The sequence below is a fragment of the Macrococcus bovicus genome (assembly GCF_004359575.1).
Classification (GTDB): domain Bacteria; phylum Bacillota; class Bacilli; order Staphylococcales; family Staphylococcaceae; genus Macrococcus; species Macrococcus bovicus.
Genome location: NZ_SCWF01000003.1, coordinates 63,044 through 89,503, shown reverse-complemented (window position 1 = coordinate 89,503; position 26,460 = coordinate 63,044). Strand labels below are relative to the sequence as shown.

At 44.0% G+C, this 26,460-nt stretch carries 27 protein-coding genes and 1 pseudogene; 10 read left to right on the top strand and 18 right to left on the bottom strand.

Annotation, left to right across the window (positions count from 1 at the left end):
- Position 1 precedes the first annotated feature (1 nt).
- A complete protein-coding gene (locus ERX55_RS04250; protein ID WP_133451362.1) occupies positions 2 to 1,627 on the bottom strand; it encodes an amino acid ABC transporter ATP-binding/permease protein in 1,626 nt (541 codons plus the stop codon).
- Positions 1,620 to 3,212: an ABC transporter ATP-binding protein/permease gene (locus ERX55_RS04245; protein WP_133451361.1), complete on the bottom strand. Its 1,593-nt coding sequence runs from the start codon at positions 3,210 to 3,212 to the stop codon at positions 1,620 to 1,622. Before ERX55_RS04245 ends, ERX55_RS04250 begins: the two co-directional genes overlap by 8 nt.
- 147 nt (positions 3,213 to 3,359) lie before the next feature.
- On the opposite strand from ERX55_RS04245, the gene ERX55_RS04240 reads away from it, so the two are divergent.
- The 4 genes from ERX55_RS04240 to ERX55_RS04225 all read left to right on the top strand — a co-directional run bounded on the left by ERX55_RS04240 (position 3,360) and on the right by ERX55_RS04225 (position 5,826).
- Positions 3,360 to 4,202, top strand: coding sequence for an undecaprenyl-diphosphate phosphatase (locus ERX55_RS04240; RefSeq protein ID WP_133451360.1), 843 nt, complete (start codon positions 3,360 to 3,362; stop codon positions 4,200 to 4,202).
- Positions 4,203 to 4,225: 23 nt separating this feature from the next.
- The gene (locus tag ERX55_RS04235; RefSeq protein ID WP_133451359.1) at positions 4,226 to 4,645 is read left to right on the top strand and encodes a MarR family winged helix-turn-helix transcriptional regulator; all 420 of its coding nucleotides are present in this window, start codon (positions 4,226 to 4,228) and stop codon (positions 4,643 to 4,645) included.
- 92 nt (positions 4,646 to 4,737) lie between these two features.
- Positions 4,738 to 5,382, top strand: coding sequence for a hypothetical protein (locus ERX55_RS04230; protein WP_133451358.1), 645 nt, complete (start codon positions 4,738 to 4,740; stop codon positions 5,380 to 5,382).
- Positions 5,383 to 5,826: a YaiI/YqxD family protein gene (locus ERX55_RS04225; RefSeq protein ID WP_133451357.1), complete on the top strand. Its 444-nt coding sequence runs from the start codon at positions 5,383 to 5,385 to the stop codon at positions 5,824 to 5,826.
- Here ERX55_RS04225 and ERX55_RS04220 read toward each other — a convergent pair.
- Positions 5,820 to 6,287, bottom strand: a complete 468-nt coding sequence (locus ERX55_RS04220; protein WP_165983703.1) for a GNAT family N-acetyltransferase — start codon at positions 6,285 to 6,287, stop codon at positions 5,820 to 5,822. The genes ERX55_RS04225 and ERX55_RS04220 overlap by 7 nt on opposite strands.
- A 49-nt stretch (positions 6,288 to 6,336) precedes the next feature.
- Here ERX55_RS04220 and ERX55_RS04215 point away from each other — a divergent pair, with 49 nt between their 5' ends.
- Positions 6,337 to 6,873, top strand: a complete 537-nt coding sequence (locus tag ERX55_RS04215) for an LOG family protein (protein ID WP_133451355.1) — start codon at positions 6,337 to 6,339, stop codon at positions 6,871 to 6,873.
- Here the strand turns inward: ERX55_RS04215 and ERX55_RS04210 are convergent.
- The 6 genes from ERX55_RS04210 to ERX55_RS04185 form a co-directional block, all read right to left on the bottom strand.
- Complete coding sequence (locus ERX55_RS04210) at positions 6,847 to 7,314, bottom strand: 2-thiouracil desulfurase family protein (protein ID WP_133451354.1); 468 nt, start codon at positions 7,312 to 7,314, stop codon at positions 6,847 to 6,849. The two genes, ERX55_RS04215 and ERX55_RS04210, sit on opposite strands and share 27 nt — an antisense overlap.
- Positions 7,298 to 7,846, bottom strand: a complete 549-nt coding sequence (locus ERX55_RS04205; protein ID WP_133451353.1) for a GNAT family N-acetyltransferase — start codon at positions 7,844 to 7,846, stop codon at positions 7,298 to 7,300. Before ERX55_RS04205 ends, ERX55_RS04210 begins: the two co-directional genes overlap by 17 nt.
- Before the next feature lie 55 nt (positions 7,847 to 7,901).
- The gene (locus tag ERX55_RS04200; protein ID WP_133451352.1) at positions 7,902 to 10,247 is read right to left on the bottom strand and encodes an immune inhibitor A domain-containing protein; all 2,346 of its coding nucleotides are present in this window, start codon (positions 10,245 to 10,247) and stop codon (positions 7,902 to 7,904) included.
- 133 nt (positions 10,248 to 10,380) lie between these two features.
- Entirely contained in the window at positions 10,381 to 12,060 is a 1,680-nt protein-coding gene (locus tag ERX55_RS04195) for an immune inhibitor A domain-containing protein (RefSeq protein WP_133451351.1), read from the bottom strand.
- A 104-nt stretch (positions 12,061 to 12,164) separates the two neighbouring features.
- Positions 12,165 to 12,458 carry a hypothetical protein gene (locus tag ERX55_RS04190; protein ID WP_133451350.1) on the bottom strand — a complete coding sequence of 98 codons (294 nt, stop codon included), beginning with the start codon at positions 12,456 to 12,458 and terminating at the stop codon, positions 12,165 to 12,167.
- Between the two features lie 63 nt (positions 12,459 to 12,521).
- Positions 12,522 to 14,555, bottom strand: a complete 2,034-nt coding sequence (locus tag ERX55_RS04185; protein ID WP_133451349.1) for a cation:proton antiporter — start codon at positions 14,553 to 14,555, stop codon at positions 12,522 to 12,524.
- Positions 14,556 to 14,626: 71 nt separating this feature from the next.
- Here ERX55_RS04185 and ERX55_RS04180 point away from each other — a divergent pair, with 71 nt between their 5' ends.
- A complete protein-coding gene (locus tag ERX55_RS04180) occupies positions 14,627 to 15,130 on the top strand; it encodes a cupin domain-containing protein (protein ID WP_133451348.1) in 504 nt (167 codons plus the stop codon).
- Between the two features lie 33 nt (positions 15,131 to 15,163).
- Here ERX55_RS04180 and corA read toward each other — a convergent pair whose 3' ends face one another.
- Together corA and ERX55_RS04170 are read right to left on the bottom strand one after the other, a co-directional pair.
- Positions 15,164 to 16,111, bottom strand: coding sequence for a magnesium/cobalt transporter CorA (corA, locus tag ERX55_RS04175; RefSeq protein WP_133451347.1), 948 nt, complete (start codon positions 16,109 to 16,111; stop codon positions 15,164 to 15,166).
- 9 nt (positions 16,112 to 16,120) lie between these two features.
- A complete protein-coding gene (locus tag ERX55_RS04170) occupies positions 16,121 to 16,534 on the bottom strand; it encodes a GNAT family N-acetyltransferase (RefSeq protein ID WP_165983702.1) in 414 nt (137 codons plus the stop codon).
- Between the two features lie 231 nt (positions 16,535 to 16,765).
- On the opposite strand from ERX55_RS04170, the gene pflB reads away from it, so the two are divergent.
- Positions 16,766 to 19,015 (top strand): formate C-acetyltransferase, encoded by a 2,250-nt coding sequence (gene pflB / locus ERX55_RS04165; protein ID WP_133451345.1) that lies wholly within the window; start codon positions 16,766 to 16,768, stop codon positions 19,013 to 19,015.
- Positions 19,016 to 19,038: 23 nt separating this feature from the next.
- Complete coding sequence (gene pflA, locus ERX55_RS04160) at positions 19,039 to 19,794, top strand: pyruvate formate-lyase-activating protein (RefSeq protein ID WP_133451344.1); 756 nt, start codon at positions 19,039 to 19,041, stop codon at positions 19,792 to 19,794.
- Positions 19,795 to 19,824: 30 nt separating this feature from the next.
- On the opposite strand, the pseudogene ERX55_RS04155 reads toward pflA, so the two are convergent.
- The 3 genes and pseudogenes from ERX55_RS04155 to ERX55_RS04145 form a co-directional block, all read right to left on the bottom strand.
- Positions 19,825 to 19,965: pseudogene (locus ERX55_RS04155) on the bottom strand (DinB family protein); the annotation flags it as partial.
- A gap of 67 nt (positions 19,966 to 20,032) precedes the next feature.
- Complete coding sequence (locus ERX55_RS04150; protein ID WP_133451343.1) at positions 20,033 to 20,521, bottom strand: DUF456 domain-containing protein; 489 nt, start codon at positions 20,519 to 20,521, stop codon at positions 20,033 to 20,035.
- Positions 20,518 to 21,723 carry a sugar efflux transporter gene (locus tag ERX55_RS04145; RefSeq protein WP_133451342.1) on the bottom strand — a complete coding sequence of 402 codons (1,206 nt, stop codon included), beginning with the start codon at positions 21,721 to 21,723 and terminating at the stop codon, positions 20,518 to 20,520. The genes ERX55_RS04150 and ERX55_RS04145 overlap by 4 nt, the downstream gene beginning before the upstream one ends.
- A gap of 56 nt (positions 21,724 to 21,779) precedes the next feature.
- Between ERX55_RS04145 and ERX55_RS04140 the strand changes: the two genes are divergently transcribed.
- Positions 21,780 to 22,415 (top strand): MOSC domain-containing protein, encoded by a 636-nt coding sequence (locus ERX55_RS04140; RefSeq protein ID WP_133451341.1) that lies wholly within the window; start codon positions 21,780 to 21,782, stop codon positions 22,413 to 22,415.
- Positions 22,416 to 22,463: 48 nt separating this feature from the next.
- Here ERX55_RS04140 and ERX55_RS04135 read toward each other — a convergent pair whose 3' ends face one another.
- Genes ERX55_RS04135 through ERX55_RS04125 form a run of 3 tightly spaced genes read right to left on the bottom strand, consistent with a single transcriptional unit; the run spans position 22,464 to position 24,728 of the window.
- Entirely contained in the window at positions 22,464 to 23,120 is a 657-nt protein-coding gene (locus ERX55_RS04135) for a GTP pyrophosphokinase (protein ID WP_133451340.1), read from the bottom strand.
- 11 nt (positions 23,121 to 23,131) lie between these two features.
- A complete protein-coding gene (locus tag ERX55_RS04130) occupies positions 23,132 to 23,983 on the bottom strand; it encodes a LysR family transcriptional regulator (RefSeq protein ID WP_133451339.1) in 852 nt (283 codons plus the stop codon).
- On the bottom strand, positions 23,970 to 24,728 hold the full coding sequence (locus tag ERX55_RS04125; RefSeq protein ID WP_133451338.1) for a TatD family hydrolase: 759 nt from the start codon (positions 24,726 to 24,728) through the stop codon (positions 23,970 to 23,972). Before ERX55_RS04125 ends, ERX55_RS04130 begins: the two co-directional genes overlap by 14 nt.
- A gap of 139 nt (positions 24,729 to 24,867) precedes the next feature.
- Between ERX55_RS04125 and ERX55_RS04120 the strand changes: the two genes are divergently transcribed.
- Positions 24,868 to 25,737 carry an SDR family oxidoreductase gene (locus ERX55_RS04120; RefSeq protein ID WP_133451337.1) on the top strand — a complete coding sequence of 290 codons (870 nt, stop codon included), beginning with the start codon at positions 24,868 to 24,870 and terminating at the stop codon, positions 25,735 to 25,737.
- A gap of 121 nt (positions 25,738 to 25,858) precedes the next feature.
- On the opposite strand, the gene ERX55_RS04115 is transcribed toward ERX55_RS04120, so the two are convergent.
- The gene (locus ERX55_RS04115) at positions 25,859 to 26,395 is read right to left on the bottom strand and encodes a ribonuclease FAU-1 family protein (protein WP_133451336.1); all 537 of its coding nucleotides are present in this window, start codon (positions 26,393 to 26,395) and stop codon (positions 25,859 to 25,861) included.
- Between the last annotated feature and the right edge of the window lie 65 nt (positions 26,396 to 26,460).

The following is a 26,460-nucleotide window of genomic DNA, read 5'->3' as shown; positions in this document are numbered from 1 at the left end:
CCTAATTAATTCTCTGGCGTTCCAATAGAAGTTGATGATAGAAAATGCCTTGTCTCTCCATTAATGACTCGAACTGACCAGACTCCATCAATTTTCCATCTTCCAATACATAAATCATATCAAAGTCCCGTAAGATTTCAAGTTCATGACTGATCACGACAACCGTTTTTTGTTGAAGAATCTGTTCAATCATCAATTTTTTATTCACGGCATCGATGCCATTGAATGGTTCATCGAGCAGCCAGAGCGTTCTATCTCTGAGCAGCATTCTTATAAAGTGCAGTCTCTGCCGCTCACCCCCGGATAAATTACGACCAAATTCACTGATTTCGCTCTCAGCTGTAAAAGGTAAGTTGAAATCTTGTAAATACTGATTGATGGCTTCAGTGTGATCGCTGAAGAGATTGTCCTGCACAGTCCCCTGGAAGAAATGATTCTTCTGTTGCATGACATTCAGTTCATTCATATAGCTTTCACGGTCGATGTCCTGCATCGATACGCCGCCCGTCACAATATCACTTGAATAGAGCCCTGCTAGCAGATTCATCAAAGTAGACTTCCCGGAACCACTGCTGCCGACAATCGCTACTTTTTCACCTTCCTGTATCGTCATATTCAAATGGTCTAAAACCGGGCGCGTCTGCCCGGGATAGCTAAAGGTGAGGTGATTAAGTTCAATCGGCAGGACACGGGCCGGCTGTGTTTTAACTTCCGGTGCAGAAAATGTCAACAGATGCTCACTCGCCCGCTTCGTTTCCTGATAATAGAAAGGGAAGTTGGTCATCGGAACGGCCATTTCAAATAAAGTAATAGTGACCATGACGATGCTTGCGTACATCAGGACGGTGCGGTCCAGCATCACAAATAGCACACCCCAGATGGCCAGCATACTGAATAGGTTGAGCAGAAAGTCATAGAGAGCGAGCAGCTGCTTCTCCCGCAGAAGATTTTTTTCAAATGCATGCTGCGCAACCTGCAGCCTGTGTTCATACCGGCCTTCCTGGTCGAACACTGCTAAATCTTCACGGCCTAATTGATAATCTGTCAGTAGAGACATAAAGCTCGATTGACTGCTTCTTGTTGCAGCCGTCAGCCGGCTGAGTATATGACTGAATATAAGCGGCAGTGCGATCAATATTATCAGCATCACGCCGGCAATAACCAGTACTGCCTGCCAGTCGTAGAAGGCATAGATGCCACAGACGCTCAGCGCAGTAAGCAGCACCACCACTGGCGGGTAGATCACTCTTAACAGGACATTCTGCAGCTTCTCGATATCATTGACAGTACGCTGCAGAAGTTCGGACAGACGCCATTTTTGATGCAGATTGACAAAGTCCAGCATCAGCTGATCAAATGCACTCACTCTGACTTCCTTCAACATACGGAATGTGGCATCATGGCTGATCAGCCGTTCAAAGTATCGAGCCACTGCACGCACTACCCCGAGCAGTTTGATGGAAGCCACGAGAATCATCAGCGAATAAAGCGGGACACCGTAGGCACTTTTCGACAACATAAGGCCGCTCAAACTGAACATACCGATAGCCGTTAAGCCACCGATCACACCGATGACAATAGCCAGTGACAGAGAGCGGTAAGTCTTTTTGTTAATCCATTTAAACATCCTGCATCACCACCTGATAAAATTCCTGCTCCCTGAAATCTGCAGGCTTACCATGCGTCACTCTGCCTGCTTCAATATAAATCAGATAGTCAGCTGACTGAATAGTTGTCCGCTGATGCGCAATCGTATAAACAATGGATCGTTCACTCAGTTCTTTCAAAGTAGCTCTCACAATGCCTGCTGTCTTTGCATCGAGCATGGCAGTCGGCTCATCAAAAATAATCATGGCTGCCGGATTCAATAGCGCTCGCATCAGCATCAGTCGATGTGTTTCTCCACCTGACAGCTGTTCGCCGCCACTGCCGAGGACGGTATCGAATCCTTGCGGCAGAGCCTGAATACGTTCCAGCATATCGACCTGTCTTGCAGCAGAGAGTAGTGCCTCTTCAGAGACCGGATTAAACATCGTGACATTATGTCGAAGTGTATCATTCATCACAAAAGGCTGCTGAGACATATAGATCATATTATTTTCAAGATAAGCAGGCAGCTCAATCTGACCATGGCCATGAGTCTCTACACCTGACAGCATTTTCGCGAAAGTGGATTTACCTGCTCCACTCGGACCGAAGATCACGGCATGACGCACTGGCAGTTCATCGTGAATCTGCATACTGAAGTTTGAATAAGCGAGTTGTGTATTCATTTTAATAGTATCACGAACTGAATAAGCATACTGAATGCGCTCTGCCCCCTGTCCGCTGAGAAGTTCCGCATAACCTTCCGCCTGTTTACCCGTATGAAAAGCAGCACCTAAATCTTTTAACGCATTATAGAATTCCGGTGCAAGCATCAGGACGACAATCGCCGTATAGAAAGAAATGGTTTTAAAGACGATCAGACCGAGTCCTATTTCAAGGGCGATAATCCCGATAGACAGCATCGTGATAAATTCAATCATCAGTGTGGACAGAAAAGCCGTCTTCAGGATAATCATCGTCTTCGCTCTGAATCCTTCAGATTTCTCTGCAATATCCTGTTTAACGCGGGCCTCATTATTAAACAGTTTGATCGTCACAATGCCGCGTATCGCATCAAGGAAATAACCGGCAAACTGATTAAGTGCCGTCATCTGATCCGTCGCTTTTTTAGCGGTATTGATGCCGATGATAATATAGAATAACGGTACAAACGGTGCAGTGATCAGCATGATCAAGGCTGCATTCCGGTGAAAGAACAGAAGAAAAACAATGATGGCTGACGGAATGATAGCAGAGCGGTAGACTTGCGGCAGATAGTCAGCATAGAAACTGTCAATCCCTTCGATTCCTTCAGTTGATAAGTTCAAAGTATCAGCGGCCGGTCGTTTCTCATCGATCACTGACCGACGCAGCTGATGCTTGATTCTGGCGCTGAGCACTACACCGAGCCATTTTATGGCAAAATGCAGGACGCTTCTTCCGATTAGTATGGCAAGAATGATAGCTAATAACTGATAAGGTATAGATTGGTGAAGAACACCATCTATCAGCTGTCCGATATTCAGACTCTGCAAAATAATAATAGCGGCCAGTGACAAGGAAGCAGCGACTAATAATACATGTATATAGAGATAACGTTTAGATAAACTTGTTAAATATTTCACATTTTCACATCCTCAGTTATATTATAATGATAAATGTGGAAAACAAAAATAATACGCTTTGCATCTCCCGCTCATTAAAAATATTATTATGACATGGTGATGTGTTATACTGTCAAAGAAAATGATATAACACAAGGTGGTTAAGAAATGGAATTCTTTATACTGTTAAAAGCGATTATTTTAGGGATTGTTGAAGGTCTGACAGAGTTTGCGCCTGTCTCTTCTACAGGTCATCAGATTTTAGTGGATGATATGTGGCTGCATTCAGCACAGGTTCTCGGATCAAAAGAATCTGCCAATACATTTAAAATTGTGATTCAGCTCGGTTCAATACTCGCTGCGGCATGGATTTTCAGACATCGTTTTGTCGATATGCTCAGCTTTAAAGCAGAACGCGGGACTCATCGTCTTAAGCTGTCGCACATCATCGTCGGCTTGTTACCGGCAGGTATTGCTGGTCTATTGTTTGATGATTTCATCGACGAACACTTATTCTCTGTACCTACTGTCCTTATAGGCCTTGCGCTCGGTGCTATATTGATGATTGCAGCAGATATATATGCGAAGAAAGTTCAGCAGCCGCAGACGGTGGACAGCATCACTTATCGTCAGGCTTTCATTATCGGTCTGGTCCAGATCCTGGCGCTCTGGCCCGGCTTCTCACGTTCTGGTTCCACCATTTCAGCAGGTGTTCTGACGAAGCTTGACCATAAAGCAGCTTCTGATTTCACTTTTATGATGGCTGTGCCTATCATGGCTGCTGCCAGTGCCAAAAGCTTGATCAGTAATTATCAGTACATCTATGCTGATCAGACATGGTTCTACATTCTAGGATTTATTTTCGCCTTCGTCTTCGGCGTTTTATCCATTAAACTGTTCCTGGAACTGATCAACCGTGTCAAACTGATACCATTTGCCATTTATCGACTGATTCTTGTCGCAATTATTGCGGTGCTCTACTTCGGTTTCGGTATCGGTAAAGGGATTTAATTTTTTATTGTTGAGGAGTAACTATGAATAAAATATCATCGCTTGATTATCATCTTTATCATGCACAGCATCAACTGATTAAATATTATAACCGCGTATTACTGAAGCCTTATCAGCTGAGTTATCAGCAGTATCTGGTTCTCATGGTATTGAACGAGTCAGACGGCCTGCCTGTCCTGAAATTAGGCGAAAGGCTGGCTTTTCAGTCCGGTACTATCACCCCTATCATTAAAAAGATGGAGCTGGCTGAATTAGTGACGAGAATCCGTTCGTGTGAAGATGAACGGATCGTACTTGTCCATTTAACATCTAAAGGTAAAACGTTGGTTGAACAAATCAATAAAATCCCTGAGGAGATGCTTGTGCATTCCGGTATCAGATACGCAGATTACAAGCATTTAATGTATTTAACAGATAAAATTACGAATAGTCTTGAAGAGTAAAATGACGGTTGTCCTTGTGACAGCCGTTTATTTTAAGCATATTCAGGGTAAGATGAAGTTATTAATACGACCTTATGAAGGAGAGAATGACGATGAATGATAAAATTAAAACCGCTGTAAACCTAGGGGCTCTTATCCTCGTCCCCCTAATTAATGAACGCCACCGCTTAAAAGAAAACCCTGATTATGTCGCTATCAAAAAGAAGACGGTGAATACGGCTATCGCTACGAAAGATGTCGCTGCAAAAGCGAAAGACCGAACAGTGGATACAACGCAGAAAGTGGTTCAGACGACGAGAAATGTAAAAGACAAAACTGTCGCTGCCTCTCATTTTGTAGCGTCGACTGCCCAGAATATTCAGGAGAACCGTGCAGAAAACAAGAAGGTCAAAGAAACAAAACAGATGGGCAAGCAGCTCGAAAAAGCTATCAGTCAACGTCAGAAAGAAGAAGAAAAACGACTGAAAGAACGCCAGCAGCAGATGAAAGAAGAGCTGACGAAAGCTGATAAAGAAGCGAAGAAAAAACATCAAGCAGAATTAAAAGGAATGAAGAAGAAAGAAGCAGATTCCGCTTCATTTTTAAGTGCATTTACACGGCTGCGTCCGCAGACAAAAGTAGAAACGCCGGAAACAGTTTACGATTTCAATCATGATGAGGATTACTCTAATGCACCATTGTTCGAGACCCATCGTCAACAGATGGCTGCTCATATCGAACGACGTGGCAAATATTAAATGGCGATTATCGTCGATGCTGATGCCTGTCCGGTGATTGACGAAATCATTGAGCTGGCGGGTAAGCATGAGCTTGAAGTGATATTGGTACGAAACTTCAATCACTTCACTTCTAAACAGTACCCTGCATACGTCTCGGTTCAGTATGTCGATGACGGCGCAGACAGTGCAGATTACAGAATCGTCGCCCTAGCACGTCCAGAAGATATCGTCATTACTCAGGATTACGGGCTAGCGAGTCTTCTTCTTAATAAGAAAGCCATCATTCTTCATCATAACGGCAACCGCTATACGCAAGATAATATTGACCAGCTGCTCGCAGTTCGACATACCTCTCAGCAGATGCGACGGGCAGGACACCGTACTAAAGGTCCGAAAGCCTTATCACCTGCTGACAAGTCCTATTTTAAAGACCAACTGAAAAAAACCATCCTTAATCAATGATTGTGGATGGTTTTTGATAATACTTTTAAGTTAAGAAATCCTTGCCGCACCATTCGTTTCCTGTCTACAAAACCTGTCTTGATAAATGCATAATAGCCATTATCATTTTTCACATTGACCATCAAGTACAGTTCTGATTTATTGAGACTAGAACAGTATTCTTCTATTGCCCGTAGCGCCTGTCTGAAATAACCCTTGCCTTGATACTGACTTGAGATAGATAAGCCGCGCAGATAGATAGCATCGGCATCCGCACCCATGACTGGCAGGATGCTGCCTGTTTCCAGGGCAAATACACCGATCACTTCATTATCTTTTAATATAACAAAAGGCTGGTAATCCGCTTTTTTTCGATTAATGATATATTTAGGATGGCCGGAAAATCTCATCTGCCCGAGTGATAATGAGTAATGTTCTAACGGAATCTCCATTCCAGGATATATTTTCATAATTCTGATCATACCGTCACCTCTTGCCCTAATGATAACATATTTAGAAAGGATTTTTTCCATGAAATCAGTAGCAGTCTTCTGCGGCTCCCGTCTCGGGGCAACTATTTATACCGAACAGGCCAAAAAATTAGGCGCTTATCTTGCCGCCCACAACATCCGTTTAGTATATGGAGGCGGTAACGTCGGACTGATGGGTGTCATTGCTGACAGCGTACTCGCGCATGGCGGTGAAGTCATCGGTGTGATTCCGGGTTTCCTGCGAGATAAAGAAGTCGCGCATACCGGACTGACAGAACTGCATATTGTCGACAATATGCATGAACGTAAAAAAATGATGGCTGATTACTCTGATGGTTTTATTATGATGCCGGGAGGTGCCGGTACATTGGAAGAGTTCTTTGAAATCTTCACTTGGGCACAGCTGGAGCTTCATCATAAACCCATCGGTATCTATAATATAGACGGCTATTATAATACGCTCTACCAGATGCTGCTTGAAATGCATGACCGCGGATTTTTAGACGAGCGTTATCTATCACTGGCAGTTCTGGAAGAAGAACCGGACGCCTTAATCCAATCCATGACCCTCAAGTAGAGGGTCTTTTTCATTGATGACCTGAATACCATTCCGTCTGAGGAGTGCTGATGTGACACCGAGCCCCGGCTGTTTAGTGCTGTCAAACTGACCGTTATAAATCATTTGAGTGCCACAGCTCGGGCTATATTCCTTTAATATCACCAGGGTCACTTGATATTGCCGGCACATAGCAAGCGTCTGCAGTGCCCCTTCCTTAAACTGCGCAGTGACGTCTTGACCGGAGCGCGTAACGACGCGCGCCTGACCTTGCCAGACCGCTTCTCCGTCCCCTCCCCTTATTTCTGCCGGCTCTCTAGGCACCTGCAGCCCGCCCATCAGTTCCGGACAAACCGGCATGGCCTTCCCGTCCTCCACTAACTGTTTAAGACGTGAATTTAACTGGTCACGACCATCATAACGAACAGGGTGCCCGACAAGACAGCTACTGATCAGTATCATTTTGATCCTTATAAAGCACATGTTTTTCGAGGGGATGGCCGGACGGAATCATAGGATGATTGAACGTTCTGTATTCAGCGAGCCCGATTTTCTGCATAACGCGAATACTCGGCAGATTTCTGACACTTGTCAGACTGTAGATAGGACCATCAATCCTTTCTCGTCCATAAGAAAGGACGGCCTCGGCCCCTTCTGTCGCATAGCCGTTCCCCCACGCCTCTTTGCGGAGACGCCAGCCAATCTCATAAAAAGGCATCTCAGCAAGGGAGAACCACTTATTCTTCTCCAGTAAGTGCATGCCGATGAAACCGATAAACGTTTCGGTCGCTTTGAGCTCTACTGCAAATAAACCGATGTTGTTTTCTGCTATATCGCGTTGCATCTGCTGAAAAATGATTTCCGATCTTTTATAGCTCAGCCGGTCTGGAAAATAGCGTCTGACTTCAGCGTCAGCATTCATCTGCTGGAATAAAGGCAGATCTTTCTGTTGCCAGTTGCGTAGAATCAGGCGGTCCGTCTCTATATAATTCATCTCCTCACCTCGTCTCTATTATAGCAAATAAAATATGCCACCGAAGTGGCATTTTTTATTTATAGACGATAACTTTACCGACTGACTTATCTTTAGATTCTGCGACCACTTTCACTTTCAGGCCGTATTGCGGTAAGATTTTACCGGCGTGTGGCTGTGCTGGGTTAGAGTAGTCATTCTGATCGTTGAAGAGAACGCTTGACTTCAGATTATTATCAACAAGCGTTGAACCATCGTCAAGTTTCAATTGAAGCGGCTCCTGCGCCGTCATGCTGAATGAGGCATCACGAACCTGATACTGCGTAGATGCATAAGATGAATTGGCACCGTTCCATTTCAGTGCGTTCTGGTCTGCATCGACGATACCGATATAACCATAGCCTGGATGTTTCGCTACATGGTTATCAGAATAGCTTTCATCCACATAATAGATGTTCAAGCCTTGGTTGAAGCTCATTAAGTTACCTGCACGTTTAATATGTGCCAGTCCTTCATCAATCTTATGATGACTTCTCCACTGCAGCAGGTAATAGTTTTTGCTGTATTTCTTACCGTCTGACACTGAGAAACCATTCAGATCAAATCTAGCAGTATTTTCTGCGCCGTCTGCCAGCAGTGTAGCGCCGTCTGCATTGACCTTGATATCATCGATATAGAGGCCTGATCCGATTGCACCCGCGTCTGTGACATATAGATAGCGCAGCTGAACTTTTTTGCCTGCATATGCTGACAGATCGAATTGAGCATCTACCCAGCCGTTGCTTGTGCCGTCGATACCATTACCCGCATTGGCACCTGAACCTTCAGGGTCATCATTATTCGTAATGTTACCTGCCAGGTTAGTCCAGTTCTTACCATCTGTAGAGGCTTGTACATAGGCATAGTCATAACCTTTTTCAATATCGTATGAAGCCTTAAATGATAATGCTGCTGCTTTTTTGCCTGTTAAATCTACTGTTGTCGTCATCGATGTCAGCAGATTGTTATCGGCACCACTGAAATAAGTTTTAGTGCCTTCAGCCGGCTTGACCACCTGTGTTTCTTTATCAGGTAACGTGATTTTCACTGCATCATCATTTGTCCCTTTACTAGAAGCTTCATCTAGTGTGAAGGACTGCGGAGTCGATGTGACGTCTTTGACATCAATTTCACTGCCTGTCTGCCAGTTACCACCGTGGTAGTTCTGCAGCAGTTCTTTCATATATGCGTCAAAACCTGTTGGTTCTGTACCTGGAATTTTACCTGCCCAGCTACCGCTTGACATGATTGACCAATATGAGACCGGTTCCCCTTTACCGGAATAGATTGTGTCATATTCATCAGGAAGTCCTAAATCATGGCCGAACTCATGAGAGAATACGCCGGTAGCGCCGTCTTCAGGTTCAATAGTATAATCAATGACCGCCAGTTTACCGCCAAACTGATTCAGTCCAGACTTGGTGTTCGGAATGGTGTAAGGTTCCCCCTGGTTATTGAAGTCAAGGCTCCAGCGATGAGACCAGATAGCATCCGGGCCTAAACGACCACCACCAGCATCCTCACCTGGTCCAGCGTGAATAATCATGACGTGGTCAACGATGCCGTCTTTTTCATTCAGCACGCCGTCACCATCTAAATCATAACGGTCCCATTGATCATAATCTGATAGATTCAGTGTTGGATCTTGTGCCGCTTTTTCAAGCGCTTCTTTTACAAGTTCCTTCGGACGAGCGTCACTGCCATCAGCGTCAGGATAGTTGCCGCCGTAATAGGCTGCCGGGTGATCAGCCGTGTACCAGCCATGGACTTCTCCATCAATATCGTAACTGCCACCTGACTGATTCTGATAGAACTGTTTCATACTAAGCAGGTTCTCACCATTCGGCCCTTTGAATCCTTTATCACCGAATACCATCTGCTGGTAATGATCAACAGGATAATCTTCATAGAACATATCACTTTCTTCTTTTGTGATAGTTGAGTTTTTGTAGTCCGGGAAATCAATGGCGAGGAGCAGGACTTTGTCTGTACGCTTTTCGCCGTTATAACCTTCCAGCTGCACAGGTTTCAGGACATTAGCATGGCCATTCTTCTGTCCTTTTCCTTTAACGAAGCGATTATCTTTTGCTTTGTTGGATTGATTGGTGACTTTCTTGAACTTCTTGACGAACTTGCCTTCATTTTTTACTTTCTCTGTCGCTGCTTCCCCTTTATTTTTCACATAAGCTTTTACTACTTTTTCGGCTTCAGCACGTGAAGCATTTTCCTTTAAGACCCCTTCTTGTTTCAGCATCTCAATTAAACGGTCTTCATTGGCAATGACACTGTCAAAGCCCGTTCCCTTATAATAGTCACTCGCAAATGCAGTACCCGATGAAATGATCCCTAGTGTCAAGACAGATGAAATAACTTTCTTCTTCAAATAAAGGCCCCCTTGTGTTTGATTAAATCTATTATGTCGGAATTCGAATGAGTTGTAAATAAGTGTTTTAAATTTTCTGATATATTTTCTTAAAAATAAAAATGCACATCTCATATTGAAATGTGCATTTTTATTATTTATATATTTTTATTTTAGCGACTGTGCCTTCTTTATTCTGCTCGACTACTCGCATTTTAATGCCGTATTGCGGCAGTACTCGTCCAGCTTCAGGCAGCATCAGATTATCCAGTTTCGCCTGGGTATAATTGTAGTCAGAAAAAACAGGTACTGGGTCTGTGTTGCTTTTCTTGAAGAAGTAATTTGACAGTTTATTATAGTTGCCGTAACGCTTCGTATTGAACGGGGCATCAAATATCTGGATATCTGTCGTCGGTGCATGACCTGTCTTAGAAGTCAGGGTCTTCGGCGTCGCATCGACTACCCCCACTAAACTTTTACCCGGGTGATTGATCAACGCGGAATTATTACGGTAATATTCGTTGACATACCAGATCAGCATGCCTTTACCGTAATAGTTTCGGCCGAATGGATCGTATATTTCACTGAGTCCGCTATCTAGCCCGTTATGGGTGCGCCACTCAACCAGATAATACTGCTGATAGTTTCTATAGCGGCCCGATTTCAGTCTTTTTCTGATGTCCGGCAGTTCGATTCGCAGAATGTCATTATTACACCCTTTACTGCTGGCCTGATCCAGCAGATAGGTTTTGCCTTTTTTCGTGATATCAGTGGATTTGATGACCGCTCCGCGCAGCCAGTTCCCGCCGTACATCATCTGCAGGTCAGATTTAGCCAGCGGACTTAAGCCGACAGGTTTCGAGCCGACCAATTTACCTGCATCTGCACCGTAACTCATCAGTGACCAGTAACGCACAGGTTCTCCTGCATGACTGCCAGCCGAGCGGGAGGTGTCATATTCATCAATGAGTCCGAGCATATGACCGAACTCATGCGTGAATGTACCGACGGAACTATCTTCTGCCATCACCCCGTATTCGCTTATCGCCAGTCGATGTCCAGGGAACTTGGAGGTCCGACTGTAAGTGCCGGGAATGGTATGAGGGCGCGAGCCTACTTCACTGACGTGCTCCCAGATTGAATTCGTGCCGAGCGCCCCGCCTCCTTCACTTTCTCCGATACCGCTGAAAACGACGATAAATTTATCAATAATGCCGTCTGGTTCGTTGATGTTGCCATCCTGATCCCGGTCATAATAATCATAGCGATCATATTTTTTCAGATTGATGGATTTGTCTTTAGCGACACGTGCCGCTGCTTCCATGATCAGTTCATGGACATGGGCATCATCATTCGCATCCTCATTGACGCCATAATAACTGAGCGGCTTCTTCGCACGATACCACCCTGATACCTGACCGCTTAATGTAAAACTGCCTCCTGAGGAAATCTCGTAATAATTTTTTACAGTGCGATAGCTTTTGCCGTCTGACCCTTTAAAACGATCCGCAAAAAATAAATCTCTGTAATGTTCCTTCGTATATTTCGGATAATAGTTTCTTGAAGCATTTGCAGCCGGTGAATAGCGGCCGACTCCCGGTTTTAGCGTCGACTGCTTGCTGTCACTGAAATCCATCATGACAATCAGTACGTTCTCTTTCGTCACAGGACCGCTATATTTTCTTGATTTAAAAGCGGGCATACCGAAAGTAGGGAGAAAATCTCTTTTTTGAACGATTTCTGGGTTAGTTTTCACTTTTTCAGCACCATCCGCTATAACGGACTGACTAGCGAGAAGGAGTGCTGCAAGTGCTGTGATCATTATTCTCTTCATTTTATCCCTCAATTATTGTTGCTCTTTCCCTAAATCATACCATGACTGTCCTTTCTTTAATATTAAAAGCATCTGATTTCCGTAAAAATCAGATGCTCTTGAGGTTATATGGATTTGTAAGATAATAGACGAAGTTTCACTGGGTCTGTTTTAAAGTTAATCTTCTCATTACGCGGTGTGGTTACCGTCGCATCCACGATATCAGCTGTCTCGTTGAATTCATAGGTGACTAGAAATGTTTCAAAGTCATCATCAAAATTCGGCTTCTGGGCAACGATACGATTGATATCCCCGAAGCTGTCCGTCACCGTATAACCCGTAATGGCTTCCAGTTCACTAGCGAGCTCTCTTAAAGTTATTTCCTTATTTTCAATCAGAACAAACTTCTCTTCATGCATGGTCATCATCCTTTTTCTAATATTCTTAGCTTTTTCATTCCCTGTCCCTTACATCGAGAAACATTAACTCTGATTATCAAGCAGAATCATTTCGTCATAGTTCAAGGATTGTCGCAGTTCAATTGCCACATCAGGGGAAATCTTGCCTCGTCCCACTAGCTGCTGCACCACTTCACGTTCCATCCCAATCATATTCAGCGCCATCAGTGCTTCCGCACCCTCAAGTTTTTCGTTCACAATATTACGCTTTAACTGTTCTACCCGGTTCAGGTAGGTGTCTGAGACAAGTGCCACTTCCATTCGGTTATGGCCGCCCGCTTCTTCCAGTAAGGCAGAGAGCACTTCAGTGTATACCTTATTGGCGATATTCTGCAGTTCAATCAGATGACTTCTGAAGGTAAGAGGACTTACTCCACTGAAACGCGTGCTCAGTTTACGTCTACTTTTACGTACGCGCATAATGAACAGTACTTTCTTAACGAAAGAAGTATGTGAAAATAACCGTGTCCGTTCGACATAGGCGACATAGTTTTGATAAGCAGTTTCAGATATAGCACCGCTGGCCGTTAAATCTTCCAGCACCGCTGCCTCGACATCGAGCGCTTTATTCTGGAGTCTGATGATTTCTTTCGGGTTTTCATCATTATCCCGGATACGCTTATAGAAGTTGAGGCGCATCGTATTCTGTCGAATCAGATTACCTGTAATCGCTGTATTCTCTTCTGTCGTCTGCTGCTGCAGGTATTCAATGGCTTTTTCAATCACGAATATACGCGCTTCTTTGAACGAATATTTGGAGGAGTTCTGGGTAACATCGTTCTCCACGAGCAGCGGCAGCAGTACCTGAGCCACAACTAAGCTGATGACCACCACCCCTGCTGTTATAAATAGCAGATCGTCTCTGTAAATGAACGACCGGTCCTGATAGATCTCATAGGGCAATGTCAGCGCAATCGCCATTGAAATAGTCCCGTGAACACCACACACTGTCGCTATAAGCGCATATTTAAAGCGTGAAGGACGTTCTTCCGACAGACCTGCATCCGGATTATTCAGTATTTTGATAAATGGATTCTCAGGTATATAAAACTTGTCATAGAGCATGAAAACCCATATAAATCTGAAGAGGTAGACCAGAAGTGAGATGATGGCTGTCAGGATTAACAGCCCCACTAAATTCTGTCTTTCGTGAGTGACGATCTCAAGCGTCACCTCCGGAATAATATAGCCGAGGATGGTGAAGACCATGCCGTTGAGCACAGTCGATAACAGGCCCCAGGTATAGTTATATCCCATCTGCAGCTTAGTCGTCGCCTGGCTGAAACGGTCGCGTTCTATGCCGTGAATAATACCACCGATAACCGCGGCGATGACACCTGATACATGAAAGGCTTCAGCAACCATGTAAATGACGAAGGGCGTCAGCAGCTGAATCAGGCTGAAAATATACTCTTCTTCAAAGCCACCATCTAACAATCTGATTCTGATCTGCACAAAGATAATGCCGATAATCAGCCCGATGATGACACCTCCGAGAGAAGTCGTCACAAACTGTATCGCAGCCCCCTGCACCGTGAAAACATGAGCAGTCAGGGCGATCACTGCGATATTGAAACTCAGAATCCCCGCCGCATCATTCAGCAGCGACTCTCCTTCAAGGATGGTCATCAGTCCTCTCGGCAGTTTTTTACCTTGTGCGATGGCCTGTACAGCAACTGCATCTGTCGGACAGATAATAGCAGCCAAGGCAAAACAAGCGGCTATCGGAATAAGCGGCATGATAAAATGTGTAATATAGCCGAGACCGATGACTGTCGTAAAAACGAGACCAATCGCCATCAGGACGACAGGTTTTATATATTTCAACAGTTTAATGCGCGAGACATGATTACCTTCCAGAAATAACAGCGGTGCGATGATACCGATCAGAAACATCTCAGGTTCAAATTCCATGACGATAGGAATCGGTGTCAGAAAGATGAGCATGCCTAAAAATATCTGAATAAAGACAAGAGGTATCCGCGGAAACTTGTAATGAATAATGGTCGATAAAATAGTAGCGATAATAAAGCTCGAGAGCATAATAAATATTTCCATCTGATCATTCCTTTCTATGCTTAACTAATCTGATAAAGGGAAATAAGCTGTTAAATAAAGGAGGTTATTTTATGAGACATACCATCTTACACGCACCCGTTTCACCATCAGCACCTAATCATATGGTGCTGCCGGTTATCATTTATCATGATATCAAAGAGGACCCGTCTGAACTATTTAAACGCAATGGCTGGCATCAGATCTGGGTGAACGGCGTATTTGATTACCACCACTTCCATCCGAATTGCCATGAAGTGCTCGGCGTTAAAGCAGGTCAGGCAGAACTACTGATCGGAGGTGAGAACGGCCGGACCGTCACGGTGCATAAAGGCGATGTGCTTCTGCTGCCCGCCGGTTACGGTCATAAGCGGCTTGCCATGTCAGAGGATTTCAGGATTGTCGGCGCTTATCCGACGGAAGATGCAGTAGAGACCGCTACTTCCTATGATGACTTAACGGCTGTCAACAGAACAATCAACCGTGTTAAGCTGCCGGGTTCAGATCCAGTCACCGGCAGTAACGGCCCCATGTTCAAAGAATGGCATAACATCTATTACTGTAACGCTGAATATTAGAAAAGGTCATGTTTCTTCAGAAACATGGCCTTTTTAAAACCAGTTTTTCCGTCTGAAGTAGAGAATCATACCGAATGTAATGACCAGCATGACTATCCAGACGCCCAAGTATCCATATTTCCAGTGGAGTTCAGGCATGACGTCGAAATTCATGCCGTAGATCCCGGCAAGCAGTGTCAGCGGCATGAATATCACGGAGTAGATGGTCAGAATCTTCATGATGTTATTCATTTTGAATGAGTTAAGTGAGATGTAATTATCACGGATGTCGGCAGTCATCTCACGTGACGATTCAATCATCTCCACCTGCTTGATCAAATGGTCGTTGATATGATGCAGAAATATTTTCTGCTTCTTCGATAACGCCATGATTCTGCCTTCCAGCAGTCTATACACCAAGTCTCTCATCGGCAGTACTGTTCGTCTGATCAAGAGCAAGTCTTCCCTTAAATCAAAGGTTTCCTCAATCAGTACCTCTGTTGAGATGTCCACTGAATGTCTGTCCTCAAAAGAGAACACTTTATCTTCAAGTTCATAGACGAACGGAAAATAGTTATCGACAATCGCATCGAGTGTCAGGAACATGATTTCAGATGTGGATGCTTTCGAGTTATCTTTCTTATGGATCATCATATTCCATACTTTATCGACTTCTTCTGAATGCTCTTTATGATAGGTCACGACTAGAATATCATTGATGAAGACATCTATTTCTTCCGGCTTCATCGTATTCAGATCAATGGCATGGAACACATAAAAGAGATAGTCGTCATATTCCTTATATTTCGGTCTTTGTCTCACTGAAACTGCATCTTCTATAGAAAGAGGATGAAAATGAAAGAACTGGCTGAGCAGAAGGTTCTCATGCAATGTCGGTTCGGACATATCCACCCACAGGAGCCGCGGCTCTGAAGTCATTTCATAAGGTGATTCGCATATCTTCAGCTCATTATTAATATCGATATATAACGTACGGATCATTGGCCACCTCTAGAGTTCGAGTCTCATTTCTTTACCTACCCAATTATAGCCTAATTTCTTGTTCAGGGCGACCATCACTCTATTAGCGGGATGGACAGTACCCTTGATATAAGCCATCCCTTGTGCTTCGCTCATTCTCTTCACTTCATTTTTCAGTCTGCTTGCATAACCTTGTCCTCTTCGGCGGGGATCTACCCACAATGATTTGATGTGTGTATGATCAGTCATCTTATACCAGATGAAGGCTACCAGTTCTTCTTCAACTACGGCTAATATCTGATCGCCCTCATGCTGCATCAGTAATTTCAGTGACTCTTCTCTTAAGAGGTAATCCAGGTCCGTCGGCTGCCAGTCTTTATAGCCAGCAGGAATTGCCTCGTGCAAATAAGCGATTTCTTTAAGCAACGGGTGATCATCATTCATGTGTATTATCATATGCTTATTTTAGCACGATGAGTAGAGAACAGACCACCGGGTAAACAACTGTTATAGAGACAGCTTTCATTTCAAAGTATGTTCTATTACAGCTCAACCCTTGATACTACTGAATCGATAAAAACAATAAAAAAAATTAATAAATAATGTGATTATATTCACGTACATGATATAATTATATTGTGAATTCAATCACATTATGTTTGGGAGGCATAAATTATGTTAAAGAATGAACAAAAACAAACAACTGCATGGTCTGGGTTCAAAACAGGGAAATGGACTAAACGAATTGATGTCAGAGAATTCATTCAGCTGAACTATACACTGTACGAAGGTAATGATGAGTTCTTAGCACCAGCAACTGCTGCAACTCAACAATTATGGAAACAAGTCATGGAACTGACTAAAGAAGAACGTGACCGCGGCGGTATGTGGGATATGGATACTAAAGTGGTCTCTTCCATCACTTCTCACGATGCAGGTTATCTGAATAAAGACCTTGAGACCATCGTCGGCGTTCAGACAGAAAAACCATTCAAACGTTCCATGCAGCCTTATGGTGGTATCCGGATGGCTAAAGCAGCATGTGAAGCTTATGGCTATGAACTTGATAAAGAAACTGAACACATCTTCACTGAATACCGTAAAACTCATAACCAAGGTGTCTTCGATGCTTATTCAAAAGAAATGCTGGCATGTCGTAAAGCGGGGATTATCACCGGTCTGCCAGATGCCTATGGCCGCGGCCGTATCATCGGTGACTATCGTCGAGTGGCTTTATACGGTGTGGACTTCTTAATGGCTGAGAAAAAACGCGACTTCGATAATATCTCCACAACCATGTCTGAAGATATCATCCGTCTACGTGAAGAAGTATCTGAACAGTACCGCGCATTAAATGAACTGAAACAATTGGGCGAAATCTACGGTTTTGATTTAAGCCGTCCGGCTGAGAACTTCAAAGAAGCTGTACAGTGGACTTACCTTGCTTATTTAGCGGCCATCAAAGAACAGAATGGGGCTGCGATGAGTTTAGGTCGTACTTCTACATTCCTGGATATCTATGCAGAACGCGATATTAAGAACGGCGTTATGACAGAAGAAGAAGTACAGGAAATTGTTGACCACTTCATCATGAAATTACGCTTAGTGAAATTCGCTCGTACACCTGACTACAATGAATTATTCTCTGGCGACCCGACATGGGTAACTGAATCAATCGGTGGTGTCGGCATGGATGGCCGTGCACTTGTGACTAAAAACTCATTCCGCTTCCTGCATTCATTAGATAACTTAGGACCTGCACCAGAACCAAACTTAACCGTACTCTGGTCTACACGTTTACCTGAGAACTTCAAGAAATACTGTGCGAAGATGAGTATTCAGACTTCATCCATCCAGTATGAAAATGATGATCTGATGCGTGAAAGCTACGGTGATGACTACGGTATCGCTTGCTGTGTTTCTGCAATGAGAATCGGTAAACAGATGCAGTTCTTCGGCGCTCGTGCTAACTTAGCGAAAACATTACTCTATGCCATCAACGGCGGTAAGGACGAAAAATCTGGCGCTCAAGTCGGTCCGGCTCTTGCACCGATCACTTCAGAATATCTGGACTACGACGAAGTGATGGTACGCTTCAACGATATGATGGAATGGCTGGCAGGTGTCTATATCAATTCATTAAACGTCATTCACTACATGCACGATAAATACAGCTATGAAAGAATTGAAATGGCTTTACATGATACAGAAATTATTCGTACAATGGCTACAGGTATCGCAGGTCTGTCAGTTGCAGCTGACTCATTATCAGCTATTAAACACGCTAAAGTGAAACCGATCCGCAACGAAGATGGATTAGTGGTTGACTTCGAGACTGAAGGTGAATTCCCTCAATATGGTAACAACGATGCACGTGTCGATGATATCGCTGTTCAATTAGTAGAAGAATTCATGACCAAATTACGTAAACACAAAACATACCGAGATTCTGAACACACTATGTCAGTGTTAACCATCACTTCAAACGTTGTATATGGTAAGAAAACAGGTAATACACCAGATGGCCGTAAAGCAGGCGAACCATTTGCACCAGGCGCAAATCCAATGCATGGACGTGATCAAAAAGGGGCTTTAGCGTCATTATCATCAGTCGCTAAATTACCATACGACTGCGCTAAAGACGGTATCTCAAACACCTTCTCCATCGTACCGAAATCGCTTGGTAAAGAAGACGCTGCACAGCAGCAGAACTTAGTCAGCGTGTTAGACGGTTACGCAATGCAGCATGGTCACCACTTAAATATCAATGTATTCAACAGAGAAACTTTACTGGATGCAATGGAACATCCAGAAGAATATCCACAGCTGACTATCCGTGTATCGGGTTACGCAGTTAACTTCATCAAATTAACACGTGAACAGCAGCTGGATGTTATCTCCAGAACATTCCACGAAAAAATGTAACTAATTGCTTAGGGGGACTTCAATTGATTAAAGGACACATTCATTCAGTCGAAAGTTTAGGAACGGTAGATGGACCCGGCTTAAGATATATCTTATTTACCCAAGGGTGCCTACTACGCTGCCTATTCTGTCACAATCCAGATACTTGGCAAATCGGTGAACCTTCACGTGAAGTGACAGCTGAGGAAATGGTTCAGGAGATCCTCCCTTATAAGCCTTATTTTGATGCATCAGGTGGCGGTGTGACAGTGAGCGGCGGCGAACCGTTCCTGCAGCTGCCCTTCCTTGAGGAATTATTTAAACAGCTCAAAGCTGAAGGTATTTCTACTTGTATAGATACATCAGCCGGCTGCTTCAATGAAACACCTGCCTTTATGAATCACTTTAATGAACTGCAGAAATATACTGATTTATTCCTGCTGGACATCAAGCATATCGATAACGATAAACATTTAAAGCTGACAGGCAAGCCTAACACCCATATTCTGAAGTTTGCGCGTCTATTGTCTGACCGTAAACAGCCTGTCTGGATCAGACACGTTCTTGTGCCGGGGCTGACAGATAGCAGAGAAGATCTGATCAAGCTCGGTGAGTTTGTTAACTCCCTGGATAATGTAGTAAAGTTTGAAATCCTCCCCTATCACCAGCTGGGCGTCCATAAATGGGAGGCGCTCGGTATCCCATATGAATTAACTGACGTCGAACCCCCTAGCGACGAAGCAGTCAAAACAGCCTATGATTTAGTCGGCTTTAAAGGATTGACCCCTCTTAACAGTTAAAAAAGATTCAGGCAGCTGCCTGAATCTTTTTTATTTGTCATCTCTTGATGGACCATAGATTGAAGGCACGTGAAGACCGGCCTGACGCATCAGCACAGTCATCTGCCCACGATGATGAACTTGATGTAAGTTCGCAGCTTGCAGCAGTGCCCCTTTTTGCATCTTTGTTCCAGTCAGGAAGATAACCGAAGAGGCCGTTCACAGCAGTGAGCGGCCTCTTCGGTTATTAAGTATTTCTTCAGAAATTGATATTTATGTCTCCTATAAACCATACCGTCATCACCATCAGCATGACGAGTTTCGCAAATGTACTGGCGAGAAAGCCCAGTAATGAACCTAAACTCGCGTCCATTGCTTTTCTCATATCCTGGACGACTAAGAGTTCCACTATAAAAACCGTTATTAGCGGGAACAGGATGATACCGAAAGGCGGAAAAGTGAAGCTGCCGATTATCACACTGATAAGGGCTGTGATCTCGCCTGCTTTACTGCCGCCGTAGCGTTTGACGAAGTAACTGCCTGCGACATAATCGCTGATGAGCATGAATGCTGTAATGATGACCATGACTATCCAGAAGAACCAGGAGAGCGTGGTACTGTCTATGGCAAAATGATAGATCAGAAATCCGAGCCACATCATCAGCACGCCCGGAATAACCGGCACGACTAAACTGACGAAGGCCAGTATAAACGAAGCAATGATAAGTAACCAGAGTAAAGTGGTCATTCTACTATATCCTCCATTCTGACGGGTTTCGTGAAGATCAGTAAGACAAAGGCCAGCATGACGAACGCTGCAGAGACGAAGAAAACATTGCTGAGTCCGACGATGTCACTCATAAAGCCACCAAGCAGATTACCGACTAACTGGCCGACAATCATCGCATTCGAGAACAGCGTTGAAGCATAACCCGGGAAATCAGGCAGGATATCCTGGAAATAACTGATGCCCAGTCCGAGTAAGATAGCCAGGAAAAAGGCAAGACCGATCTGACCGATCAGCATAGCGACGACATTATCAAAGATACCGATGGAGAAGTAATAGCCGCCGCCTAGAATAGCACCGATCATCAGCAGAGTTCGTGTTTCCATTTTTGCTGACATAATCCCCAGAATAATCATGAAAGGCACTTCAAGTCCGGCACAGAGACTCGCTAGATAACCGACGTTCGCTTCCTTAGCATGAAGGTATTCTGTGACAAATAGCGGCATGTTCAGTGTATACATCCATTGTCCCACATGCAGGAAGACAAAGGCCAGAAAAGGAATCAACAGAAACATGTCGCGTAGTAAGTTGGGTGTAACAGGCTCAACATAACCTGCTTCACGTACCACTTCTTTCTTTTCTACCTCTTTATAGAAGATGATGATTGTGAGTAGGGCAGTTAAATAGCAAAGAATCGTTCCGCCGAAAAGACCGGCATATCCAAACTGCTTCAGCAGAACTGTCCCGACAAGCGGTCCGAACAGGAAACCGAAGCTGAACATTGAACGTAAGACTGTGTTGGCAAAAGCTGCATGCTTGACGGAAGCAGACTCGTTGATACTTTCACGGGCTGATGCATAGAGCTGCGGCATGGCCGGTGCACCCATACCCGCAAAAAAGACGTACATCATGATGAAGATGACAGGCGTCTGGACAAAGAAGTAACTGCTGAACGCAATACACGACATCGACAGACTGAAGAGAATCATATACTTGCGCTTGAAATCGGCTTTATCTGAAAAACGAGCGACAATCGTATTCACAAGAAATCCTGCCAGCGCGAAGAGCGCCATCATGATGCCATACATGCCACGGGTCATACCGAGTTCCTGAGTCGCATAGAGGATGAAGAAGGGTACGGTGATCGCGAGTGCCATCCCGAGCAGTATCATGTCCAGCAGGAATAGTTTGTAGTTCTTTATTTTCATTAAATCTCGGAACATTTTCTCACGTACTTTCTTAATATATTGTATGATGGAGTAAAACTTGAGGTGATCATATGGAGTATGAAGTCATTCAAATATGTACGGGTAAAGTTGAAAAAGTATTACTGGGCGGCACCCCTAAAAGGACTGCCGTCAATAAATATCCGATTACTGAACCGAATTATTTATCGCGACTCGGTTTTGAAGAAGACGAGCATGCTTATAAAGGCCACGGCGGTGTCAATAAGGCGGTCTGTCTATACGATAAGCTGGATTATGCACTCTGGCAGGACTTCATTTCAGATATGCCGGATTACGCGATGTTCGGTGAGAATATTACGACAGTCGGTCTGACAAAAGAAAACATTGCAATTGGTGATACATTCAGACTCGGTGATGCTGTTATTCAAGTATCAGAAGGCCGTGGTCCATGCAATACCATCGCAAAGAAATATGGTGTCCCGACACTTGTCAAAATGATGAGTGCTGCCCATGCGACAGGCTGTTATTTCCGTGTGCTTGAAGAAGGCTATGTTCAGCCGGACAGTCAGCTCGAACGGTTGGAGCGTGATCCTGCACAGTTTACTCTGGATGAGTTCAACTCACTCCTGTATACAGATAAGAAAAACGTCAATCTTCTGAAGAAAGCGATCAGTGTATCAGCACTGAGTGAAGATCAACGTCAGACATTCCAGAAACGCCTGAATTAGTTGCAGCCTCAGTCATACTTAACGTCATAGCCCGCTCGCTATGACGTTTTAATCAATCAGAATCGTATTGCGGACTCTTGTCATTTTTTCATCAAGCTGACTTGATGCCTGTGCCACTTCAAACAGTTCATCCTTGATTTCCTGACTGAGTTCTTTCGTGTTGTATTTATACTGCAGTTTATGTTCTGTAGAAGCAAAGAAGTCCATCGCTAACGTGCGAATCTGAATCTCTGCCGGAACCCATCTGATGCCTTCAGAGAGAATCAGCTCAGTTTCAACGATGAGATGCAGACTTTTATAACCGCTCGGTTTCGGATTCTTTATGTAATCTTTCACTCTTTTTATTTTAAGGTCATTACGCCCTTTTAACAACTCATATATCTTATAGACGTCATCCTCGAAGCTCGTGACGATTCTTAAGCCGACGATATCAAATATATTGTCACGGATACCTTCAATCGTGAATGGCACGCCTTTTCGTTCTATCTTCTTCTGGAGTGATTGCGGTGTCTTCATCCGCGTCTTAATATGCTCAAAAGGAGAATATTCATAGCGCGTCTGCCATTCCAGTTCTATTATTTCGATATCGCTTTGCAGCTCAAGAAGAGCCATTTCGTAAAGCTTAATAAAATCATTGAACTCTTCTATGATCTGCCTATAATCTTCTCGTGCACCGAAGCTATTAAATATTGTTCTTAGATCCATCTTGTCACCTTCTACTGATATTGTCTCATCAAGCTGATGAAAGCTTCCACTTGCGGCAGGCTTAATATATCATGATCATAACTCATGTAAGTCTTACGGGTCATATGTCCCTGTCCGGCGTCCAGAAGTTCAACGGCAAATCGTTCCTGATCGATATCACCAATCACGATTTCCGGCAGCACGGTCATACCGACACCACTGAGCAGCAGTTCTTTACATGTCGCAATTTGATCGGTCCGTATTTGCGGCGCGTACAGCTGCCCGAACTGTTCGGTATACCACTCTTCAATTTCTTTCAGGTAAGCGGCGTCCGCCTGAAATTCTATGACAGGGAGCTGACTCAGCTGATGCTGTTTAGCTTTAGGATAGATAAAATAATGTCTGTCCTCTAAAAAGAGCTCGTTGGTCATGTTCATCATTTCTGTCCCGCGGATAATCGCCACATGGAAATCCCGGTGATGTGCTGAAATCTGTGCACTTGAACCTACCTGCAGCTGAATCTTCACTTCCGGATAAAGTTCGATGTAACGACCAAGCACTTTAGGCAGAACCGTCTGACCGATCAAGGAAGAAGCCCCGATTGATAACTTACCGTTGACAACCCCCTCTGAGGAATGAATCAGTTCTTTAAGGGTCTCTTCTTCCTTCAGCATTTTACGCGCATGCTGAATAATACTTTCACCATGTGTCGTCACAATCAACTTCTTCTTCGTCCGAATGAAAATAGCTGTACCCCATTCCTCTTCAATCGACTTCAGGCGCTGACTGACGGCAGGCTGCGAGATATACAGAAGCGCTGCAGCTTTCCTGAGTGTTTCTGCATCAGCTAATGTCACAATTAAACGGTAATCATCTATTTTCATCATGCGCCTCCAATTGATAGAATGAACGTGTATTATATCTGATCTGTTCCATCACTTTATTACGTGTCATCTGTTTAATGACTGCGACCTCATCTATTATAGCAGATAGTTGACCGTGAATGTCGCACTTGTCAAATCCTGTATGCGGCCAAGGACCATCCGTCTCAATCATCAGCTGTTCAAGGGGTACAAGTTCTGCTACCCGTCTTGTCTTGGTGTTCCAAAGAATATCCGGTGTGACGCTTATAAAGTGACCTGCCTTGATAACTTCATTGATTAAATCGTCTGTCGCCTTGAACCAGTGAAAGTGACCGTGGACGTTGTACTGATCAAGCAGCTGCAGCGCAATCGCAGCATCCGCATAGACGGCATGAAGAACGACCGGCAGTTCCAGCTCACCTGCAAGATGAATGAGTGTTTCGAGTAAATGGATGTATACTTGTTCGTTTTCGACTTTTCCTTCCCGTCTCAGATATTGCGGCAGTCCTATTTCACCGATGGCAGAGAGCGCTGACCGGTTGTCTCGTATCCAGTCCACGAGTTCGTTCAGCTGTGCATCTGATAATAAGGTCTGCTCAGGATGAAAGCCTGCTGTAATGGAGATATCATACCTTCTTTTTAAATCGAGCAATCTTTGACTGCTCGCCAGATCTGTCGCAACAGCAATGACCCCTTCTACTTGAGACAGAATATCCATCATTTCGACATCACGATATTGAGCTAGATGTATATGACTGTCATACATGTCGCGCCCTCTTTTCTTATTTTATTCACCTGTTGCATGGTCATAGCATTCATCTCAACTTTTACTTATATAGTATGCTATGTTTTAGGCGTCTTTATAAAAGGTATAACTAAATAATACAAATTGAGGAGGCTCACTCATGGATAAGTTTGAAAAGATTGATAAAGAGATTAAAGGTTATACACAGGAGGGTCAACCAGGCCGCGAGCATGAAATGGATCCAAAGCCTATCGCAGAAGATGAAGATTATCAAGCAGGCGGTAAACTGAAAGGTAAAGTGGCTTTAATTACAGGCGGTGACTCAGGTATTGGTCGTGCCGTAGCCATCCTATATGCAAAAGAAGGCGCGGACGTTGCCATCGGTTACTATGATGAACAGCAGGATGCAGATGATACGGTGAAACGCTTAGAAGAACTCGGCGCTAAAGCAAAAGCTTATGCCTTTGATCTAAAGGACGTAGAGCAATGTCGAAAACTCGCTGCTGATGTAGTCACCGATTTCGGTCAAATCAATATCTTAGTGAACAACGGCGGCGTACAGTACCCACAGGATGATTTCCTGGATATTACACCGGAACAGATTCAGGAGACATTTGCGACTAATATCTTCGGCATGATGTATTTAACGCAAGCTGTCCTGCCTCATATGTCTAAAGGTGATTCCATCATCAATACCAGCAGTGTAACAGCCTACCGTGGCTCTGAAACATTGATTGATTACTCAGCAACTAAAGGTGCGATTACGGCATTTACACGCTCACTGTCTCAGCAGCTGGCACCAAAAGGTATCCGTGTCAACAGTGTAGCACCAGGCCCAATCTACACACCTCTTATCCCAGCGACTTTCTCTGCTGAGAAAGTAGAGGAACACGGACAAGAAACAGCGATGGAACGTCGCGGTCAACCAAGTGAAAATGCACCTGCCTATGTCTTCCTTGCTTCGCAGGACTCTACCTACATCACGGGACAAGCGATTCATATCAACGGTGGCGACTTTATCACAAGCTAATGATTGAAGCCTCTTTTAAAGAGGCTTTTTTCATACTTATCTGTGTTTATTAAATCAGCTGCATTCAAGCGGTTGCTGACTATGAATTCAATCATTACTCTAATATTAATAAAAATAGCCTCTATATCATAGGGGCTATTTTCCGTCTGCAATATTCTACTTTTTCAGCAAAAGAGACAAAGTCACTGCTGATCCGCTGCATCAGCTCATTCGCGGTCTGATAGGCTGCATCATACTGTTCCTGCGTAATCTCACCTTTATGGAGCGCACGCTTGATATCCGCCTCATCCACCAGTTCATATTCACCTGTCGGGAGTACAAGAATGTCGAGAAACATATCAGCTGTTCTCGCCTCGCCCATCTCCAATATATTCCGTTCATTAATATCGATATAATACTGTACCGGCTTACCTGCACGGTCATACATCGCCGTGATGCTGTATTTTTTATCTTTAGGCAATAACTGCAACCATTGATATCCGGCTTCTGCGACCGTAATCGTTGTCCCTACAACCTCTACTTGTAAGGGAGCTCTCACTTTCTTCATCGTCACGAGACCCACAATGCCGTCAAACGTATGATCTTCTATTCTCAGTTCTTTATATTCTTTCTTCTGCAATCTGCGCCAGTAACGTTTATCAATATATTTCGTTTTCAAATCGCACAACTCCTTACACATTATTATATAAAATTAACCATTTCAGAGATAGTATTTTTTATTTT

Bases quoted from the DNA above. Each gene is read 5' to 3' on its own strand.
- ERX55_RS04250 (WP_133451362.1), bottom strand. From the start codon at position 1,627: ATGTTTAAATGGATTAACAAAAAGACTTACCGCTCTCTGTCACTGGCT.
- ERX55_RS04240 (WP_133451360.1), top strand. From the start codon at position 3,360: ATGGAATTCTTTATACTGTTAAAAGCGATTATTTTAGGGATTGTTGAA.
- ERX55_RS04235 (WP_133451359.1), top strand. From the start codon at position 4,226: ATGAATAAAATATCATCGCTTGATTATCATCTTTATCATGCACAGCAT.
- ERX55_RS04230 (WP_133451358.1), top strand. From the start codon at position 4,738: ATGAATGATAAAATTAAAACCGCTGTAAACCTAGGGGCTCTTATCCTC.
- ERX55_RS04225 (WP_133451357.1), top strand. From the start codon at position 5,383: ATGGCGATTATCGTCGATGCTGATGCCTGTCCGGTGATTGACGAAATC.
- ERX55_RS04220 (WP_165983703.1), bottom strand. From the start codon at position 6,287: ATGATCAGAATTATGAAAATATATCCTGGAATGGAGATTCCGTTAGAA.
- ERX55_RS04215 (WP_133451355.1), top strand. From the start codon at position 6,337: ATGAAATCAGTAGCAGTCTTCTGCGGCTCCCGTCTCGGGGCAACTATT.
- ERX55_RS04210 (WP_133451354.1), bottom strand. From the start codon at position 7,314: ATGATACTGATCAGTAGCTGTCTTGTCGGGCACCCTGTTCGTTATGAT.
- ERX55_RS04205 (WP_133451353.1), bottom strand. From the start codon at position 7,846: ATGAATTATATAGAGACGGACCGCCTGATTCTACGCAACTGGCAACAG.
- ERX55_RS04195 (WP_133451351.1), bottom strand. From the start codon at position 12,060: ATGAAGAGAATAATGATCACAGCACTTGCAGCACTCCTTCTCGCTAGT.
- ERX55_RS04190 (WP_133451350.1), bottom strand. From the start codon at position 12,458: ATGCATGAAGAGAAGTTTGTTCTGATTGAAAATAAGGAAATAACTTTA.
- ERX55_RS04185 (WP_133451349.1), bottom strand. From the start codon at position 14,555: ATGGAAATATTTATTATGCTCTCGAGCTTTATTATCGCTACTATTTTA.
- ERX55_RS04180 (WP_133451348.1), top strand. From the start codon at position 14,627: ATGAGACATACCATCTTACACGCACCCGTTTCACCATCAGCACCTAAT.
- corA (WP_133451347.1), bottom strand. From the start codon at position 16,111: ATGATCCGTACGTTATATATCGATATTAATAATGAGCTGAAGATATGC.
- ERX55_RS04170 (WP_165983702.1), bottom strand. From the start codon at position 16,534: ATGAATGATGATCACCCGTTGCTTAAAGAAATCGCTTATTTGCACGAG.
- pflB (WP_133451345.1), top strand. From the start codon at position 16,766: ATGTTAAAGAATGAACAAAAACAAACAACTGCATGGTCTGGGTTCAAA.
- ERX55_RS04150 (WP_133451343.1), bottom strand. From the start codon at position 20,521: ATGACCACTTTACTCTGGTTACTTATCATTGCTTCGTTTATACTGGCC.
- ERX55_RS04145 (WP_133451342.1), bottom strand. From the start codon at position 21,723: ATGTTCCGAGATTTAATGAAAATAAAGAACTACAAACTATTCCTGCTG.
- ERX55_RS04140 (WP_133451341.1), top strand. From the start codon at position 21,780: ATGGAGTATGAAGTCATTCAAATATGTACGGGTAAAGTTGAAAAAGTA.
- ERX55_RS04135 (WP_133451340.1), bottom strand. From the start codon at position 23,120: ATGGATCTAAGAACAATATTTAATAGCTTCGGTGCACGAGAAGATTAT.
- ERX55_RS04130 (WP_133451339.1), bottom strand. From the start codon at position 23,983: ATGAAAATAGATGATTACCGTTTAATTGTGACATTAGCTGATGCAGAA.
- ERX55_RS04125 (WP_133451338.1), bottom strand. From the start codon at position 24,728: ATGTATGACAGTCATATACATCTAGCTCAATATCGTGATGTCGAAATG.
- ERX55_RS04120 (WP_133451337.1), top strand. From the start codon at position 24,868: ATGGATAAGTTTGAAAAGATTGATAAAGAGATTAAAGGTTATACACAG.